Annotated in this window: 14 protein-coding genes; 5 read left to right on the forward strand and 9 right to left on the reverse strand. The window is 71.8% G+C overall.

Annotated elements, in window-relative coordinates; all coding sequences use genetic code 11:
• Positions 1 to 11: 11 nt before the first annotated feature.
• Positions 12 to 938: a proline dehydrogenase family protein gene (locus ABZ385_RS20435; RefSeq protein WP_358699945.1), complete on the reverse strand. Its 927-nt coding sequence runs from the start codon at positions 936 to 938 to the stop codon at positions 12 to 14.
• A 162-nt stretch (positions 939 to 1100) separates the two neighbouring features.
• Between ABZ385_RS20435 and ABZ385_RS20440 the strand changes: the two genes are divergently transcribed.
• A complete protein-coding gene (locus ABZ385_RS20440) occupies positions 1101 to 2348 on the forward strand; it encodes a helix-turn-helix domain-containing protein (protein WP_358579445.1) in 1248 nt (415 codons plus the stop codon).
• Between the two features lie 64 nt (positions 2349 to 2412).
• Positions 2413 to 2760, forward strand: a complete 348-nt coding sequence (locus ABZ385_RS20445) for a hypothetical protein (RefSeq protein WP_358912493.1) — start codon at positions 2413 to 2415, stop codon at positions 2758 to 2760.
• Between the two features lie 72 nt (positions 2761 to 2832).
• Here ABZ385_RS20445 and ABZ385_RS20450 read toward each other — a convergent pair whose 3' ends face one another.
• Positions 2833 to 3417, reverse strand: a complete 585-nt coding sequence (locus ABZ385_RS20450; protein WP_358912495.1) for a helix-turn-helix domain-containing protein — start codon at positions 3415 to 3417, stop codon at positions 2833 to 2835.
• Positions 3418 to 3538: 121 nt separating this feature from the next.
• Between ABZ385_RS20450 and ABZ385_RS20455 the strand changes: the two genes are divergently transcribed.
• Entirely contained in the window at positions 3539 to 5098 is a 1560-nt protein-coding gene (locus tag ABZ385_RS20455; protein WP_358912497.1) for an MFS transporter, read from the forward strand.
• Positions 5099 to 5140: 42 nt separating this feature from the next.
• On the opposite strand, the gene serA is transcribed toward ABZ385_RS20455, so the two are convergent.
• The 6 genes from serA to ABZ385_RS20485 all read right to left on the reverse strand — a co-directional run bounded on the left by serA (position 5141) and on the right by ABZ385_RS20485 (position 15156).
• On the reverse strand, positions 5141 to 6745 hold the full coding sequence (gene serA, locus ABZ385_RS20460) for a phosphoglycerate dehydrogenase (RefSeq protein WP_358579435.1): 1605 nt from the start codon (positions 6743 to 6745) through the stop codon (positions 5141 to 5143).
• A 265-nt stretch (positions 6746 to 7010) separates the two neighbouring features.
• The gene (gene ilvC, locus ABZ385_RS20465) at positions 7011 to 8009 is read right to left on the reverse strand and encodes a ketol-acid reductoisomerase (protein WP_358579433.1); all 999 of its coding nucleotides are present in this window, start codon (positions 8007 to 8009) and stop codon (positions 7011 to 7013) included.
• A 103-nt stretch (positions 8010 to 8112) separates the two neighbouring features.
• Positions 8113 to 8640: an acetolactate synthase small subunit gene (gene ilvN, locus ABZ385_RS20470; protein ID WP_358579431.1), complete on the reverse strand. Its 528-nt coding sequence runs from the start codon at positions 8638 to 8640 to the stop codon at positions 8113 to 8115.
• A 30-nt stretch (positions 8641 to 8670) separates the two neighbouring features.
• Positions 8671 to 10518 (reverse strand): acetolactate synthase large subunit, encoded by a 1848-nt coding sequence (locus ABZ385_RS20475; RefSeq protein ID WP_358579429.1) that lies wholly within the window; start codon positions 10516 to 10518, stop codon positions 8671 to 8673.
• A gap of 234 nt (positions 10519 to 10752) precedes the next feature.
• Complete coding sequence (locus ABZ385_RS20480; protein ID WP_358912514.1) at positions 10753 to 13665, reverse strand: EAL domain-containing protein; 2913 nt, start codon at positions 13663 to 13665, stop codon at positions 10753 to 10755.
• 537 nt (positions 13666 to 14202) lie between these two features.
• Positions 14203 to 15156 carry a 2-hydroxyacid dehydrogenase gene (locus ABZ385_RS20485; RefSeq protein WP_358912499.1) on the reverse strand — a complete coding sequence of 318 codons (954 nt, stop codon included), beginning with the start codon at positions 15154 to 15156 and terminating at the stop codon, positions 14203 to 14205.
• 117 nt (positions 15157 to 15273) lie between these two features.
• On the opposite strand from ABZ385_RS20485, the gene ABZ385_RS20490 reads away from it, so the two are divergent.
• Together ABZ385_RS20490 and ABZ385_RS20495 are read left to right on the forward strand one after the other, a co-directional pair.
• Complete coding sequence (locus ABZ385_RS20490; protein ID WP_358912501.1) at positions 15274 to 16290, forward strand: aldo/keto reductase; 1017 nt, start codon at positions 15274 to 15276, stop codon at positions 16288 to 16290.
• Positions 16291 to 16405: 115 nt separating this feature from the next.
• The gene (locus ABZ385_RS20495; protein WP_358912503.1) at positions 16406 to 17566 is read left to right on the forward strand and encodes a PQQ-dependent sugar dehydrogenase; all 1161 of its coding nucleotides are present in this window, start codon (positions 16406 to 16408) and stop codon (positions 17564 to 17566) included.
• A 57-nt stretch (positions 17567 to 17623) separates the two neighbouring features.
• On the opposite strand, the gene ABZ385_RS20500 is transcribed toward ABZ385_RS20495, so the two are convergent.
• Positions 17624 to 17851, reverse strand: coding sequence for a DUF6191 domain-containing protein (locus ABZ385_RS20500; protein WP_358579423.1), 228 nt, complete (start codon positions 17849 to 17851; stop codon positions 17624 to 17626).
• Between the last annotated feature and the right edge of the window lie 6 nt (positions 17852 to 17857).

Below are 17857 nucleotides of genomic sequence, written 5' to 3' on the forward strand. Positions count from 1 at the left end.
CAGCCCTGGGTTCAGTCCTTGGTGAGGATGGAGCGGGCGAAGAAGAGGAGGTTCGCCGGCTTCTCCGCGAGGCGGCGCATGAAGTAGCCGTACCAGTCGGTTCCGTAGGCGGTGTACACGCGCATCCGGTGGCCCTCGGCGGCCAGCCGCAGGTGCTCGTCGCCGCGGATGCCGTACAGCATCTGGAATTCGTACTCGTCCAGTTTGCGCCCGGCGCGCCGGGCCAGCTCCTGCGCGATGGCGATCAGGCGCGGGTCGTGGGACCCGATCATCGGGTACCCCTCGCCCTCCATGAGGATGCGCAGGACGCGGACGTACGCCTTGTCGATCTCGGCCTTGTCCTGGTACGCGACCTCGGCGGGCTCCTTGTAGGCGCCCTTCACGATGCGCACGCGGCTGCCGTTGGCGGCCAGGCGCCGGGCGTCGGCCTCGGTGCGGTACAGGTAGGCCTGGATCACGCAGCCGGTCTGCGGGAAGTCCTCGCGCAGCGCGTCGTGGATGGCGAACATCGAGTCGAGGGTGGTGTGGTCCTCGGCGTCCAGGGTGACCGTGGTGCCGATGGCGGCGGCGGCCTCGACCACGGGCCGGACGTTGGCGAGGGCCAGCTCGTGGCCGCCCTCCAGCGCCTGGCCGAACATGGAGAGCTTCACGGACATCTCGGCCCGGGTGCCGAGGCCCAGGTCCTTCAGGCGCTCGATCAGCTCCAGGTAGGCGTCGCGGGCGGCGTGGGACTGCTCGACGGTGGTGATGTCCTCGCCCACCACGTCCAGGGTGACCTCGAGGCCCTTGTCGGTGGCGTCGACGACGACCGGCACGACCTCGTCGACGCTCTCGCCGGCGATGAACCGGGCGACGACCTGCTTGGTGCCGGGGGCCGCCGAGACGAAGCGGCGCATCTTGTCGCTGCGTGACGCGGCGAGGATCACGGGACCCAGCACGGGGCACCTCCACAGGTGTACGAAATCGAGAGCCATACCGACATAGCCCCACCTAGAGGTTATGCGGCGGTACGGCACGGTGAACCACCGTGAAATCTAGGGACCCGCCCCGCCCCGAACCATCGACACCTGTCACGCATCGGTGCCCTGGATCTCAGACAGATGTCTGAAAAAGCGCGCACCCTGCGCGAGAATGATCGGGTGAAGGGCGACTACCAAGAACTGGTCGACGAGATCTCGGCGCTCCTGGGCGCCCCCGCGACCCTGGAGAACCGTGATTTCGAGCTGATCGCCTTCGGCGCGCACGACGGCGGCGCCGACGGGGAGAGCGGCTTCGACGCGAGCGTCCTGGACCCCGTGCGCACCCGCTCGATCCTGACGCGGCGCTCCACCGCCGAGGTCCGCGCCTGGTTCGAGGGCTTCGGCATCACCCGGGCCACGGGCCCGGTCCGGATCCCGCCCACCCCGGAGGCGGGTGTCCACCGGGGCCGGATCTGCCTGCCCGTCCGCCACCGGGGCTTCGCCCTGGGGTACGTGTGGCTGCTCGACGGCGAGCCGGGCCCGACCGAGCGGCAGCTGGCCGCCGCCATGGAGGTGGCGGCCAGGATCGGCGCGCTGCTGGCCGACGAGGCGCAGGCGGGCGCCGATCTGACCCGCGAGTTCCGCGCCGTCCTGACCGCCGAGCGGGGCTGGCAGCGGGACATGGCGGTGGCCGCGCTGCGCACCGCCCTCGGCGCCCGCGGCGAGGGCCTGCACGCGGTGGTGTGCGTGGCCCCCTGGCCCTCCCCCGACCCGGACGCCGCCCCTGAGGCCCGTACGGTGCCGGGCGCGGCGGCAATCTGCACGGTGCCCTGGGGCAGGACCGGGCAGTGTCTCGCGGCGCTGATCAGGCTGCGGTCGGCCGACGCGCTGTCCCCGGCGCGGACGGCGGCCTCGCGGCTGCTTGAGACGGCGCGCTCGGTCGCCGCGGGCGGCGCCGCCGGGATCGCCGGCTCCCGGCACGGCCTGGACGACCTGGGCGCCGCCTGGTGGGAGGCGTCCGGCGCGGCGCGCGCCGCGCTCGCCGAGGACCGCTTCGGGCCGGTGGCGCACTGGTCGGACGTGGGCCCCTACCGCCTTCTGACGGCCCTGCCCCCGGAGGCGGCGCACGATCCGGTGGCCGGGCAGCTGCTGGCCCCCGCCCACCGCGAACTGGCCCGCACCGCCGAGGTGTTCCTGGACTGCGCGGGCCAGGCGGGGCGCACGGCGGCGGAGTTGGGCATCCACCGCCAGACCCTCTACTACCGCCTCTCGCGCGTGGAGCAGCTCACCGGCCTGGACCTGGACGAGGGCGAGGACCGGCTGCTGCTGCACATGGTTTTGAAGTCGTCACGACTGTCCGTGCCGGGTAACGAACACCCGCTTCCGTGATCTTGGAGGGGTACGGTTTCCCCCGTCCGAACACCCACCCCTGGAACGGGAGAACGAACACCTCATGAAGCTCAGGCTGTTGGCCTCGGCCGTCGCCGTATCCGCCGTCGCGCTCTCCGGCACCGTCCTCACCACGGGCACCGCCGCGGCCGCCACGAGGCCGGACTGCTCCCGCGGCCTCACCAACGTCCCCGCCAAGGAGACGGTGAAGGTCCGCACCACCCCGAAGGTGAACGGCCACGCCGTCGGCCAGCTGAACAAGGGCCGCAAGGCCTTCCTCTGCAACGACGGCCAGTCCTTCACCGGCCAGTCGTACCGCCTGTGCGGCAAGAGCAGCAACAAGTGGCTGTACGTCATGCCGAACGACTACAACATCAAGGGCTACGTCCCGGCCACCTGCATCAACTGGTAGCCCCCCGCCCGACATCCCCTCGCGCGCACCCGCGGCCCACCTGGGCCGGCCACCGGGTGCGCGCACCCGTTCTCAGGCCCCGTCCCGCGCCCGCTCCATCACGCGCCGCAGCCCCTCGGTCAACTGCCCGGCGGTGGTCGCCGACTCCGGGTCGAAGAGCCACTGCACCATGAGCCCGTTGAGGAGCGTGGTGTAGAGGCGGCCCTCGCTCTCCAGCACCTCGTCGGGGATCTCGCTCTCCTCGATGCCGGTGAAGAGCGCCGTGAGCCCGCTGCGCCCCTGCTTCTGCGCCTTGATCAGCAACTCGCGGATCCCCGCGAGGCGTTCGCCCTGCGTGATGACCTCCAACGTCATCATCCAGATGGGCCGCGCCTCGGGGATCGAGCGGATGACGTTCTCCCAGACCTCCTGGAATCGCTCCAGGCCCCCCTGCCCGGCGGCGCCCGCGGCCCGCGGACTCTCGAAATGCTCCCCCATCGGCTCGATGAGCGCGATGTAGGCCTCGGCGAGCAGCGCGTCCTTCGACCCGTAGTGGTAGCCGATGGACCCCAGGTTCGTCCCCGACTCCTTCACGATGTCGCGGGCGGTCGTCCGCGCGAACCCCTTCTCCAGCAGGCAGCGCTTGGCCCCTTCGAGCAGATCTTCACGGTGTCCCATGCGGGCACCCTACGCCGATCCAGACGCCCGTCCCATACCACCGTCTTACACAGACGACTTACACGGTCGATTTATACATGCGTACTAGACAGGCGTATAAGACGTCCGTACAGTCGCCGCCATGCCAACGAAACCGCCCGCCTCCGCTCCCCTCCGTGCCACCCGGAAGGAGTGGACCGCGCTCGCCGTCCTGATGCTTCCGCTGCTGCTGGTCTCCATGGACGTCTCCGTCCTGTACTTCGCGATCCCGGAGATCAGCGCCGACCTCGACCCGAGCGGCACCCAACAGCTGTGGATCTTCGACATCTACGCGTTCGTGCTCGCCGGACTGCTGATGACGATGGGCTCGCTCGGTGACCGCGTCGGCCACCGCCGGCTCCTGCTGTTCGGCGCCGCGGCCTTTGGCGCCGCCTCGCTCGTCGCCGCGTACGCCGGCAGCGCCGAGACCCTGATCGCGGCCCGCGCCGTCCTCGGCGTCGGCGGCGCCACCCTGATGCCCTCCACCATGGCGCTGGTGCGCACGATGTTCCGTGACGCGGGTCAGCGGGCGCAGGCGATCGGCATCTGGACCGGTGTCATGGTCGCCGGCATCGCGCTCGGCTCGGTGCTGAGCGGCGTCCTCGTCGAGCACTTCTGGTGGGGCTCGGTCTTCCTGGTCAACCTGCCCGCGATGGTCCTGCTCCTGCTCCTCGCGCCTCTGCTGGTCCCGGAGTCCAAGGACCCGGCGCCGGGCCGCTTCGACCTGCTGAGCGTGCCGCTGTCGATGGCCGCGGTACTGCCGCTGGTCTGGGGTCTGAAGGAACTGCCCGCCGAGGGCGTCCGCGTCGAGTACGTCGCCTCGGTGGCCGTGGGTCTGCTCTTCGCCGCCGTGTTCGTCCACCGCCAGCGCACCACCGCCTCACCGATGATCCCGCCGGAGCTCTTCCGGGGGCGGCGCCGCGCGTTCGGCGCCGCCGTCGCGCTGAACCTCGTCGCGTCCCTGGCGGTGATGGGCTCGGCGTACTTCACCACCCAGTACCTTCAGTCCGTCCTCGGCAAGAGCGCCCTGGAGGCCGCGCTCTGGGCGCTCCTGCCCTCGGTGCCGATCGGCCTCGCGGCGCCCGTCGCCACCGCGCTGGTGCGGCGCGGCGTGGACCGCGCCCACGTCGTGGCCACCGGTTTCGCCGTCGCCGCCGGCGGCTACGGGCTGCTCGCCCTGGCCGGCACCGACGCGCTGTGGCCGGTCCTCGCCGGTGCGGGCGTCCTGGCCTGCGGCTCGGTCGTCGTCGGCTCCCAGCTCACCGACCTGGCGCTCGGCGCCGCCCCGGCCGAGAAGGCGGGCTCCGCCTCGGCGCTCCTGGAGACGGGGCAGGAGTTCGGCGGCGCGCTGGGCATGGCGCTGCTCGGCTCCATCGGCAACGCGGTCTACCGCGACGCGATCCCGGGCTCCGCCCCCGCCCCCGCCCGCGAGACGCTCGGCGGCGCGGTGGCGAGCGCCAGGCAGCTGCCGGACCGCGCGGCCGACACGCTTCTCGCGACGGCGCGCGAGGCGTTCACCACCGGCATGCACGCCGCGGCGCTGACCGGCACGGTGATCCTGCTGGCGGCGGCAGTGGCGGCGGGAGCGCTGCGCGGGGCGGGCACCCGGGAACAGCGGAACGCCGGACGAGTCGGAGAGATCTCCGGCCCGTCCGGCGCCTGAGGACGAACGCTGTGCGCGGGGCTCCGCGGCCCTGGTCCGGGGCTAGTCCGTGAGGTTCACCGCGCGCGCGGACTCCGCGCCGATCTCCTCGGCCAGCTCGGTCAGGACCGACTGCGGAACCGTGTCGTCGACGGTCAGCACGGCGAGGGCCTCGCCGCCGACGTCGGCGCGGGCGACCTGCATGCCGGCGATGTTGATGCCCGACTCACCGAGGACGCGGCCGACGGTGCCGACGACGCCGGGGCGGTCGGCGTACCGCAGGACGACCATGTGCTCGGCGAGCGCCAGGTCGACGTCGTACTCGCCGACGGCGACGATCTTCGGCAGGTGCTTGGGGCCGGCCAGCGTGCCGGAGACGGCGATCTCCTCGCCGTCGGAGAGCGTGCCGCGCACCGTGACCACGTTGCGGTGGTCGGGCGACTCGGAGCTGGTGGTGAGGCGGACCTCGACACCCCGCTCCTGCGCGAACAGCGGCGCGTTCACATAGCTCACCGTCTCGTCCACGACGTCCTCGAAGACGCCCTTGAGCGCGGAGAGTTCGAGCACCTTGACGTCGTGCTGGGTGATCTCGCCGTACACCTCGACGTCGAGGCGGGCCGCGACCTCACCCGCGAGGGCGGTGAAGATGCGGCCGAGCTTCTCGGCGAGCGGCAGGCCGGGGCGGACGTCCTCGGCGATGACGCCGCCCTGGACGTTCACCGCGTCCGGCACCAGCTCGCCGGCGAGCGCGAGGCGCACCGACTTGGCGACGGCGATGCCCGCCTTCTCCTGCGCCTCGTCCGTGGAGGCGCCGAGGTGCGGGGTGCACACGACCTGGTCGAACTGGAAGAGCGGGGAGTCCGTGCAGGGCTCCTTCGCGTACACGTCGAGACCGGCGCCGGCGACGCGGCCCTCCTTGAGGGCGGAGTGCAGCGCCTCCTCGTCGACGATCCCGCCGCGGGCGGCGTTGACGATGCGGACGGTCGGCTTGACCTTGTGCAGCGCCTCGTCACCGATGAGACCGAGGGTCTCGGGCGTCTTCGGCAGGTGCACGGTGATGAAGTCCGAGACTTCGAGCAGCTCGTCGAGCGAGAGGACCTTCACGCCCATCTGCGCGGCGCGCGCGGGCTGCACGTACGGGTCGTAGGCGACGACCTTCATGCCGAAGGCGCTCATGCGCTGGGCGACCAGGGCGCCGATGCGGCCGAGGCCGACGACGCCGAGGGTCTTCTCGGCCAGCTCCACGCCCGTGTACTTGGAGCGCTTCCACTCGCCGTTCTTCAGGGCGGTGTTGGCCTGGGGGATGTTGCGCGCGGTGGCCAGGAGCAGGCCGCAGGCCAACTCGGCGGCGGTGACGATGTTCGACGTCGGGGCGTTGACGACCATCACGCCGGCCTTGGTGGCGGCGGACACGTCGACGTTGTCCAGGCCGACGCCGGCGCGGGCGACGACCTTCAGCTTCTTGGCGACGGCGATGGCCTCGGCGTCGACCTTGGTCGCGGAGCGGACCAGGATCGCGTCGACGTCGGCGATCGCGGGCAGCAGCTCGGCGCGGTCCCCGCCGTTGCAGTGCCGGATCTCGAAGTCCGGCCCCAGGGCGTCGACGGTGGCGGGCGACAGCTCTTCAGCGATGAGTACGACGGGTTTGCCGGTGGCAGCAGTGCTCACGTGAGTCCTCACAGATCCATTGCGGACGGCCGTCCCACGGCCGCAGGCGGTGGAGGGTGCTTGCCGCGTGGAAGACGCACGACGCTGTGGGCCCGACGCGAATGTTGAACAGAAGCATAGTGGCGTACAGGGGTTCAGCACGCGCCTCTGCGGAAGGATCACCCATCCGTGGGTGGACGCGGTGTACTAAAGGTAAGCCCCTCCGGCGTTCGAGGAGCGGGGTCCGGGGCGCGGCCCCGCGGGGGCGCCCCGGACCCAGGGCTGACTAGGCCTCCTCGTCGACCCAGGACATGAGCTTGCGCAGCTCCTTGCCCGTGGTCTCCAGGAGGTGGTTCTCGTCCTGCTTCTTGTACTCGTCGTACTTCTTCAGACCGCCGTGGTACTCGTCCATCCAGTTCTTGGCGAACGTGCCGTCCTGGATCTCCGCGAGGACCTTCTTCATCTCGGCCTTGGTGGCGTCGGTGATGATCCGCGGGCCGGTGATGTAGTCGCCCCACTCGGCGGTCTCGGAGACCGACCAGCGCATCTTCTCCAGGCCGCCCTCGTACATGAGGTCCACGATCAGCTTCAGCTCGTGCAGGCACTCGAAGTAGGCGATCTCCGGCTGGTAACCGGCCTCGGTCAGCGTCTCGAAGCCCGCCTTGACCAGCGCGGCGGTGCCGCCGCACAGCACGGCCTGCTCACCGAACAGGTCGGTCTCGGTCTCCTCGGTGAAGGTCGTCTTGATGACGCCGGCGCGCGTGCCGCCGATGGCCTTGGCGTACGAGAGCGCCAGCTGGAAGCCGTTGCCCGTGGCGTCCTGCTCGACGGCCGCGATACAGGGGACGCCGCGGCCCTCCTCGTACTGGCGGCGCACCAGGTGGCCGGGGCCCTTGGGGGCGACCATGCAGACGTCGATGCCCTCGGGGACCTTGATGAAGCCGAAGCGGATGTTCAGGCCGTGGCCGAAGAACAGCGCGTCGCCGTCCTTGAGGTTGTCCTTGATGGACTCCTCGTAGACCTGGGCCTGGATCGGGTCCGGCACCAGGATCATGATGACGTCGGCCTCGGCCGCGGCCTCGGCCGGGGTGACGACGCGCAGGCCCTGCTCCTCGGCCTTGGCCTTGGACTTGGAGCCCTCGTGCAGACCGACGCGGACGTCGACACCCGAGTCGCGCAGGGACAGCGCGTGGGCGTGGCCCTGGCTGCCGTAGCCGATGACCGCGACCTTGCGGCCCTGGATGATGGACAGGTCGGCGTCGTCGTCGTAGAACAGCTCGGCCACTGGGAATCTCCTATGTGTGCTGGTGTTGCGTCCCACCGTACGGCGGGTGCGGTGAGGGAAGTTCTCGGGTCTCGGTATCCGAGAGGGGCGCCGGGGCCCCGGGTCAGGCGCTGCGGTCGAGCGCCCGCAGGCTGCGGTCCGTGATGGAGCGCGAGCCCCGGCCGATCGCGATGGTGCCGGACTGGACCAGCTCCTTGATGCCGAAGGGCTCCAGCATCTTGAGCATGGCCTCCAGCTTGTCGCTGCTGCCGGTGGCCTCGATGGTGACGGCCTCCGGGGAGACGTCCACGGTCTTGGCGCGGAACAGCTGGACGATCTCGACGATCTGGGAGCGGGTCTCGTTGTCGGCGCGGACCTTGGCGAGGACGAGTTCGCGCGCCACGGCGGCGCCCGGCTCCAGTTCGACGATCTTCAGGACGTTGATGAGCTTGTTGAGCTGCTTGGTGACCTGTTCGAGCGGCAGGTCCTCGACGTTCACCACGATGGTGATGCGGGAGATGTCGGGGTGCTCGGTGACGCCCACGGCGAGGGAGTCGATGTTGAAGCCGCGGCGGGAGAACAGGGCGGTGATCCGGGCGAGGACACCTGGCTTGTTCTCGACCAGGACGGAGAGCGTGTGCTTGGTGGACATGACTCGTGTGTCTCTCTTTCGCGTCCGGTCTCAGTCGTCTTCGTTGTCGCCGAAGTCGGGGCGGACCCCGCGGGCGGCCATGACCTCGTCGTTGGAGGTGCCGGCGGCGACCATCGGCCACACCTGGGCGTCCTCGTGGACGATGAAGTCGACGACGACCGGGCGGTCGTTGATGGCGTTGGCCTCGGCGATGACCTTGTCCAGGTCCTCGGGCCGCTCGCAGCGCAGCGCCACGCAGCCCATGGCCTCGGACAGCTTCACGAAGTCGGGGACGCGGGTGCCCTTGTTGGGGCCGATGTCGTCGGGACCGCTGTGCAGGACGGTGTTGGAGTAGCGCTGGTTGTAGAACAGGGTCTGCCACTGGCGGACCATCCCGAGGGCGCCGTTGTTGATGATGGCGACCTTGATCGGGATGTTGTTCAGGGCGCAGGTGGTCAGCTCCTGATTGGTCATCTGGAAGCAGCCGTCGCCGTCGACCGCCCAGACCGTGCGGTCGGGCATGCCGGCCTTGGCGCCCATCGCGGCGGGGACCGCGTAGCCCATGGTCCCGGCGCCGCCGGAGTTGAGCCAGGTGGCGGGCTGCTCGTACTGGATGAAGTGCGCGGCCCACATCTGGTGCTGGCCGACGCCCGCCGCGAAGATCGTGCCCTCCGGGGCGAGCTGGCCGACGCGCTCGATGACCTGCTGCGGGGAGAGCGAGCCGTCCTCGGGCACGGTGTAGCCGAGGGGGTAGGTCTCGCGCCAGCGGTTGAGGTCGTTCCACCAGGCGGAGTAGTCGCCCGTGTGGCCCTCGGTGTGCTCGGCCTGGACCGCCTGGACGAGGTCGGCGATGACCTCGCGGGCGTCACCGACGATCGGCACGTCGGCGACGCGGTTCTTGCCGATCTCGGCCGGGTCGATGTCGGCGTGGACGATCTTCGCGAACGGCGCGAAGCTGTCCAGCTTGCCGGTGACGCGGTCGTCGAAGCGGGCTCCGAGGGCGACGATCAGGTCGGCCTTCTGCAGCGCGGTGACGGCGGTGACCGCACCGTGCATGCCCGGCATCCCCACGTGCAGCGGGTGGCTGTCGGGGAACGCGCCGAGCGCCATCAGGGTGGTGGTGACGGGCGCTCCGGTCAGCTCGGCGAGGACCTTCAGCTCGGCGGTGGCATGCGCCTTCAGGACGCCGCCGCCGACGTACAGGACCGGGCGCTTGGCCGCGGTGATGAGCTTGGCGGCCTCGCGGATCTGCTTGGCGTGCGGCTTGGTCACCGGGCGGTAGCCGGGCAGGTCCTGCTGCGGCGGCCACGAGAACGTCGTCTGCGCCTGGAGGGCGTCCTTGGCGATGTCCACGAGGACGGGGCCCGGGCGGCCGGTGGAGGCGATGTGGAAGGCCTCGGCGATGGTGCGCGGGATGTCCTCGGCCTTGGTGACCAGGAAGTTGTGCTTGGTGATCGGCATCGTGATGCCGACGATGTCCGCCTCCTGGAAGGCGTCCGTGCCGATCGCCTTGGCGGCGACCTGGCCGGTGATCGCGACCAGCGGGACGGAGTCCATGTGGGCGTCGGCGATCGGGGTGACGAGGTTGGTGGCGCCGGGGCCGCTCGTGGCCATGCAGACGCCGACCTTGCCGGTGGCCTGCGCGTAACCGGTCGCCGCGTGGCCCGCGCCCTGCTCGTGGCGGACCAGGACGTGCCGGACCCGGGTGGAGTCCATCATCGGGTCGTACGCCGGAAGGATGGCGCCGCCGGGGATGCCGAACACCGTGTCGGCCCCGACCTCCTCAAGAGAACGAATGAGGGACTGCGCACCCGTGACGTGCTCGACGGTGGCGGACTGCTGTCCAGAGGATCGGGGCCGCGGCTGCGGGTGGTGGGCCCCGGTGGCCTGCTCGGTCATCGGCATTCTCTTCTCGAAGCTGAGGTTTTTCGCGGGTGTTTCGCGGGGGTTTGGCGGGTGCCGGTGCAACAAAAAACCCCTCGTGCCGTGAGGCAAGCGAGGGGAGCGCGCCGGGTGCGGGTCGCTGGGATCCGGTGTCCGAACCGGTCGTTCCCAGCTTCAGCCGACGCGCTTTCCAAGTACGAGAATTCGGGTGCGCATGGCATTGACCCTCCCCCCGGCACGCAGGGTGTGTCAAGTAGGTGGGACGGGGGTCTCATTATGTGAACGGGCGTAGGCCGAGGGGCCGCCCGTGAACGTCGTGGGTCCCCCGGCGTAGGCGCCCGCCGCGCCGCCCGCGTAGGGCCCCGCCGGGCCGCCGGCGAACCCTCCCGGAGGCCCGCCGGCGTATACGCCCGGGACACCGCTCACGAACGCCCCCGAGGGGCCGCCCGCCAGCACCGGCTCGGCCGGGCCGCGCGGCACCGGGTACTCCCCGAGCGTCAGGGCCCTGCGCAGCCGGTACTCGTCGAGGGGCCCGGAGAAGGCCATGCCCTGCCCGTGCGTGCAGCCCATGGCGCGCAGGGCGACCACCTGTTCGGGCAGGTCGACGCCGTCGGCCACGGAGAGCAGCCCGAGGTCGTTCGCGATGCGCAGCAGACCGGCGGTGATCTTGTGCAGCCGCGCGGACTCCACGACGCCCTCGATCAGGCCGCGGTCCAGCTTCAGTACGTCGACGGGGAGCCGGCGCAGCGCCGTGATCGCGGCGTAGCCGCTGCCGAAGCCGTCCAGGGCGATGCGGACACCGAGTCTGCGCAGGGCCGTCAGCCGGCGCTCCAGGTCGTCCAGGGGGACCCGGGGGTCGCTGTCGGCCAGCTCGATGATGAGCGCCCCGGAGGGCAGCCCGTGCCGGGTCAGGAGCGCCTCGATGGAGCCGAGGGGCGTGGAGCGGTCCAGGAGGCGGCGTGCGCTCATGCGGACGGCCACCGGCACCGCGTGGCCCGTGGCGCCGCGCTCGGCGGCCTGGGCCACGGCCTCTTCGAGCATCCAGCGGCCCAGCTCGGCCGCGCGGTCGCCCTCCCTGCCGTGCCCGGCGTCCCTGCCGCCGTTCTCCGAGACCCGCAGGAACTCGGCGGGCGTGAAGAGGATGCCCTGGGCCGAGCGCCAGCGCGCCTGTGCGGCGACCGCCGTGATCCGGCCGTCGTCGAGGCAGACCACGGGCTGGTGGAGCAGCGCGAACTCGCCCTCGTGCATGGCCGAGCGCAGCCGAGTGGCGAGCTGTGCCTTGCGCACGACGTCGGCCTGCATCTGGGGGGCGTACAGCTCCACGCGCCCCTTGCCCGCCGCCTTGGCGCGGTACATCGCGAGGTCGGCGTTGCGCAGCAGCTCGCCCGCCCCGATGCCCGGTTCGGCGAAGGCCACGCCGATGGAGGCGGCGACGCGCACGTCGTTGCCGTCGATGGCGTACGGCTGGGAGAGGGTGATCCGCAGCCGGTCGGCGAGTTCGTAGATGTGCTGCTCCCTGGCGGTCTGGTCCCTGGTGCCGTCGCCGACGATGAGGGCCGCGAACTCGTCGCCGCCGAGCCGGGACGCGGTGTCGCCCGAGCGCACCGCCTCCTGGAGTCTGCGGGCGGCCTGGACGAGCAGTTCGTCGCCGGCCTGGTGGCCGATGGTGTCGTTGACCGCCTTGAAGCCGTCCAGGTCGATGAAGAGCACGGCCGTGCCCCGGTCGGTCACTCTGCGGCCGGTCAGGGCCTGGCTCACGCGCCGGGTGAACAGGGCGCGGTTGGGCAGGTCGGTGAGCGGGTCGTGCTCGGCGTTGTGCTGCAACTGCGCCTGGAGGCGGACCCGTTCGGTGACGTCGCGGCTGTTGAAGATCAGACCGCCGTGGTGGCGGTTGACGGTGGACTCCACGTTCAGCCAGTCGCCGGTCCCGGACCGGAAGCGGCACTCGATGCGGGTGGTGGGTTCCTCGACGGGGTTGGCGGCGAGGAACCTGCGGACCTCGTGGACGACTCTGCCGAGGTCCTCGGGGTGTATGAGCGAGGCGAGTTCGGAACCCACCAGTTCTTCGGCCTCGCGGCCGTAGACCCCGGCGGCGGCCGGGCTCACGTACCGCAGGATGCCGTTCGGCGCGGCGATCATGATGACGTCGCTGGAGCCCTGGACCAGGGAGCGGAAGTGGTTCTCCTTCTGGGCCAGTTCCTGGGTGAGGGTGATGTTGTCCAGGAGCATGATGCCCTGGCGCGCGACGAGGGCGAGCACGACGGTGCCGGCCGTGAAGAGCACCACGCGGTCGACACTGCGCCCGCTCAGCACGTTGTAGAGGATCCCCAACGTGCAGACCGCGGCGGCGAGATACGGCGTGAGGGCGGCGAGCGAGCCCGCGATCGGCCGGGTCGCCGCGGTCCGCGCGTCCTCGGGCCCGCCGTCGTCCCCCGCCCGCGCGGGATCCGGCCCGTCCGCGCCGCGCGCCTGCCAGGGCGCGGTCCAGGGGGCGTAGGCGAGCAGGATCGAGCCGGTGAACCAGCCGGCGTCCAGCAGCTGCCCCGAGCGGTAGCTCGCGTGCAGCAGCGGGGAGGTGAACAGCGCGTCGCACATGACGGTCAGGGCGAGCGCGCCGATCGCGGTGTTGACCGCCGTGCGGTTGGCGGGCGAGCGCCTGAAGTGCAGCGCCAGGACCATGCTGACCAGCGCGATGTCCAGGAGCGGGTAGGCGAGCGAGAGCGCGGCGTGGGCGACGCTCTGCCCCTCGAACTGCGCGGTGTGCGCGAGGGCCAGGCTCCAGGAGAGCGTGAGGAGCGAGCCCCCGATCAGCCAGGAGTCGAGGGCGAGGCAGCCCCAGCCCGCCTTGGTCACCGGCCGCTTGGCCAGCACGAGCAGGCCGATGATGGCGGGCGGGGCGAAGCACAGGAAGAACAGGTCGGCGAGGCCGGGGCTCGGCACCTTCCGCTGGAGCACGACCTCGTACCAGCCCCAGACGGCGTTGCCGAGGGAGGCCATCGCGGAGGAGAGGGCGAAGAGCAGCCACGCGGGCCGGAAGCGGCTGCGGCGGGTGCGGGAGTAGCGGAAGCAGGAGACGGCGGCGACCGCCGCCGCGATGCTCAGCCCGAAGTCGCCCATGAACAGCGCGAGTCGGTGCGATCCCCAGCCGATCGCGGAGCCCATGACGTACGTGCCGCAGATCAGCAGCAGCGCGAACCGCGGGACGAACCCGCCGCCGCCCGGCGCGGGGTGGCCGGCCGACGGCGCCCTCGGGTGCAGCGGGGCCGACGAGAGGCCCGCCTCCAGGACGGTGGTGCTCGGCGGGGCGCTCACCGGACCGCTCCGCTCCGCGCCCGCCCCGGGCCCGTCCGGCCCCCGCGGCGGCCGACGGAGCACGGGCACTGCCGCCCGCGCCGCCGGCCGCTCATGCGGCTGCCGCCGCTCCCGCGCTCGCGGGAGGGGGTACGTGAGAGTCGGCGGCGGCTTTCCCGCCGCGTCGGATCGTCCGCCCATAGGCCGTACATCGCCTGTCGCCCCCCTCGCAGTCTGATGTCCCCGTCCCCGGCGCCGCATGGTCCACGGCGCGTCCCCAGTCGGGACGATACACCAGGCCCGTCACACAGGGACATAGCACCTCTACGCTGCGTGACCGCCGACGGGAAAGTGAACACGGGGCGCACATATACGAGCGCGTAGCGTGCGCGGAACGGCCTCAGACGATCAACCGGCCGTCCGATGCACGACGTTGTCAAGAGGGCGGCCCTCGGCGAACCGGGTCAGTTGCGCGGCGAGCAGACGGTGGGCGCGGGGCAGGAAGGCGGACGTGGAGCCGCCCACGTGCGGGCTGATGAGCACTCCAGGAGCGTGCCACAGCGGGTGACCTGCGGGCAGCGGTTCCGGGTCGGTCACGTCGAGGGCGGCGATCAAGCGGCCGGACTCCAGTTCGGTGAGGAGCGCCGCGGTGTCGACGACCGAGCCGCGGGCGACGTTCACGAGCAGCGCGCCGTCCTTCATGCGGGCCAGGAACCCGGCGTCCACCAGGCCCCGGGTGTCCTCGGTGAGGGGTGTGCAGAGCACGACGACGTCGGCCTCGGGCAGCAGGGCGGGCAGCTCGGTGAGCGGATGCACGGGGCCGCGCTCTGTGTCACGGGCGGAGCGCGCGACGCGCGCCACCCGCGCACACTCGAAGGGGGTGAGCCTGTCCTCGACGGCGGAACCGATGGCCCCGTGGCCCACGATGAGCACGGACTTGTCGGCGAGCGCCGGGTAGAAACCGGACCGCCACTCCTGGCGCCGCTGTCCCTCGACGAAGCGCGGGACACCGCGCAGCGACGCGAGGATCAAGGTGAGGGCGAGTTCGGCGGTGCTGGCCTCGTGCACTCCTCGGGCGTTGCACACCTGTACGCCGGGTGCCAGCCCCGGGAGCCCCGGCTGCACGTGGTCGATGCCGGCGGTCAGGGTCTGCACGACACGCAGCGAGGTCATCGCGGGCAGGGGGCGCACCGCGACCTCGCCGCCCTTCATGTAGGGCACCGCGTAGAAGACGCAGTCGGCCGGGTCGGCGGGGAAGTCCGCGCCACCGTCCCAGTGGCGGTAGGCGAACCCGGCCTTCGAGGCGTCGGGCAGGCCCTGGATCTCGTCTGCTTCGAACGGAAGCCATACGTCTGTCGTCATGCCCTGGAGGCTAATGCGCCAGGTCGTGCGCGGTCCGTGGGGAGGCCGCGGTCGGGCGCGAGGTGGCAGCGGCTAGTTTGGGTGATCTCCGGACGGGGAGTGGGAGGGTACGGCCAGGTGGAGCGCAGGACGATCGGCGCGGGGGCGCTCGAAGTGGGCGCCGTCGGACTCGGCTGCATGCCGATGAGCTGGGCATACACCGGCTCGCGGCAGCGCGGCGACGCGTCGCTGCGCACCGTGCACGCCGCGTTGGACGCCACCGGCGCCGGGGTGACGCTCCTGGACACCGCGGACATGTACGGGCCCTTCACCAACGAGCTGCTGGTCGGCCGGGTGCTCCGGGAGCGGCGGGGCGAGGCGTTCGTGTCGACCAAGTGCGGGCTGCTGGTGGGCGAACAGCACATCGTCGCCAACGGCCGCCCGGCCTATGTGAAGCGGGCCTGCGACGCCTCGCTGCGGCGGCTCCAGATCGACACCATCGACCTCTACCAGCTGCACCGCGCCGACCCCGAGGTGCCCATCGAGGAGACGTGGGGCGCCATGGCCGAGCTGGTCGCCGCCGGGAAGGTGCGGGCCCTCGGGCTGTGCGCGGTGGGGGCGCGGGCGCATCGGCGTACGGCCGCGGGGCGGCCCTCGGCCCGGTTGCACGAGGTGACGATCCGCCAGTTGGAGCGCGTCCAGCAGGTCTTCCCGGTGAGCGCGGTCGAGGCCGAACTGTCGGTGTGGTCGCCCGAGGCGCTGGACGAGCTGCTGCCGTGGTGCGTGGCGCGGGGGGTTGGCTTCCTCGCCGCGATGCCGCTGGGGAATGGTTTCCTCACCGGGACGCTGACGCCCGGCCAGGGCTTCGAACCGGACGATCTGCGGGCCCGCCACCCCCGCTTCACCGCCGAGATGATGGCGGCCAACCAGCCGCTGGTGGTGGGGCTGCGCCGGGTCGCGGAGCGGCACGGGGCGACCCCGGCGCAGGTGGCGCTCGCGTGGGTGCTCGCGCAGGGGCGGCACGTGGTCCCGATCCCCGGGGCCAAGCGCGCGCGCTGGGCGGTGGAGAACGCGGGCGCGGCCGGGGTGCGGCTGACCTCGGCGGACCTGGCGGACATCGAGGCGCTGCCGGCGGCGCTGGGGTCGTGGGACTGAGCGCGCGGACGGCGGCGGCCCCGCGCCGCGCACCCTCCCGGGCGGCGCAATGGGATCCCGCGGGGCACAAGCGGTGTATGAACGGGGAAAGCGCTGCGTAGAAGGGACCCTGATCGTGCAACGACCCGCTGTCACGGCCGCGTTGACCGCTGCCGTCCTCGTCCTCGCGGCCGGCTGTTCGTCCGGGGGCCAGGACGGGGCCGACCACCGCGAGAGCCCGGCCGGAAGGCGGAGCCCGAGCAAGTCCCCGACCGGCGGGCCGGGTGCCCAGCCCCCTGCGGCGAAGGGTTCCGCGAAGGTCACCCGCACTCTCACCACGGACCTCGCCTCCCCGTGGGGTCTCGCCGCGCTGCCCGGCGGGGACCTCCTGGTCTCCTCGCGGGACGAGGGCACGATCACCCGGGTCGACGCCACCACGGGCGAGAAGACGGAGCTGGGCGCGGTGCCGGGCGTCTCCCCCGGCGGCGAGGGCGGCCTGATGGGCCTCGTGCTCTCTCCTTCGTACGCCTCGGACCACATGGTGTACGCGTACTTCACCACCGAGTCCGACAACCGTGTCGCCCGGCTGCTCTACGACGAGAAGAAGCCCCCCGGCGAGCAACTCGGGGCGCCGGACACCGTCTTCAAGGGCATCCCCAAGGGCATGATCCACAATGGCGGCCGGATCGCCTTCGGTCCGGACAAGATGCTGTACGCGGGTGCGGGCGAGACCGGCGACACGGAGCTGGCGCAGGACGAGAAGTCGCTCGGCGGCAAGATCCTGCGGCTCACCCCGGACGGTGAGCCCGCCCCCGGCAACCCCTTCGAGGGCTCCCCCGTCTACTCGCTGGGCCACCGCAACGTGCAGGGTCTGGCCTGGGACGAGCAGAAGCGGCTGTGGGCCTCGGAGTTCGGCCAGGACACCTGGGACGAGCTGAACGAGATCAAGGCCGGCGGCAACTACGGCTGGCCCGAGGCCGAGGGCAAGGGCGGCGAGAAGGGCTTCCGCGACCCGGTGGCCCAGTGGAAGACCTCGGAGGCGTCACCGAGCGGTATCGCCTACGCCGAGGGGTCGATCTGGCTGGCGGGCCTGCGCGGCGAGCGGCTGTGGCGCGTCCCGGTGCGGGGCGTGACGGGCGAGCGGGAGCCGCAGTCCTTCCTCAAGGGCGAGCACGGCCGGCTGCGCACGGTGCTCTCGGCGGGCGGCGACAAGCTGTGGCTCGTCACGAGCGAGACGGACTCGCGGGGCACGCCGAAGAAGGGCGACGACAAGATCCTGGAGGTGGAGGTGGAGTGACGTCTCGGGCCCTCGCTCCAGGGGCGAGCGGGGTGGGAGCGGGACGAGCGGGGCGCCTCAGTCCGCTCGGTCCGCGTCGGGTATCCGGTCCTCCGGCTTCGGGGTGTCGTCCGCGCGGGGCGCGGGGACAGGGGCTTTGACGACCACCTTGCCGGACGACAGGTCGATGGGCCCGCGCCCCGGGTCGCCGTCGGCGAGGTCGACCCGGGTCATCTCCAGACGCTTCTGCTCGTCGTCGGTGTGCTTGCGTCCCGGCGCGAACAGCGCCTCGATCGCGTTGAACACTGCGCC

The organism is Streptomyces sp. NPDC005898, from assembly GCF_040629635.1.
Taxonomy (GTDB): Bacteria; Actinomycetota; Actinomycetes; order Streptomycetales; family Streptomycetaceae; genus Streptomyces.

Coding starts and splice junctions, on each gene's coding strand:
- ABZ385_RS20440 (WP_358579445.1), top strand. CDS start 1,101: ATGTCTGAAAAAGCGCGCACCCTGCGCGAGAATGATCGGGTGAAGGGC.
- ABZ385_RS20445 (WP_358912493.1), top strand. CDS start 2,413: ATGAAGCTCAGGCTGTTGGCCTCGGCCGTCGCCGTATCCGCCGTCGCG.
- ABZ385_RS20450 (WP_358912495.1), bottom strand. CDS start 3,417: ATGGGACACCGTGAAGATCTGCTCGAAGGGGCCAAGCGCTGCCTGCTG.
- ABZ385_RS20455 (WP_358912497.1), top strand. CDS start 3,539: ATGCCAACGAAACCGCCCGCCTCCGCTCCCCTCCGTGCCACCCGGAAG.
- ilvN (WP_358579431.1), bottom strand. CDS start 8,640: ATGTCCACCAAGCACACGCTCTCCGTCCTGGTCGAGAACAAGCCAGGT.
- ABZ385_RS20475 (WP_358579429.1), bottom strand. CDS start 10,518: ATGACCGAGCAGGCCACCGGGGCCCACCACCCGCAGCCGCGGCCCCGA.
- ABZ385_RS20480 (WP_358912514.1), bottom strand. CDS start 13,665: ATGGGCTCCGCGATCGGCTGGGGATCGCACCGACTCGCGCTGTTCATG.
- ABZ385_RS20485 (WP_358912499.1), bottom strand. CDS start 15,156: ATGACGACAGACGTATGGCTTCCGTTCGAAGCAGACGAGATCCAGGGC.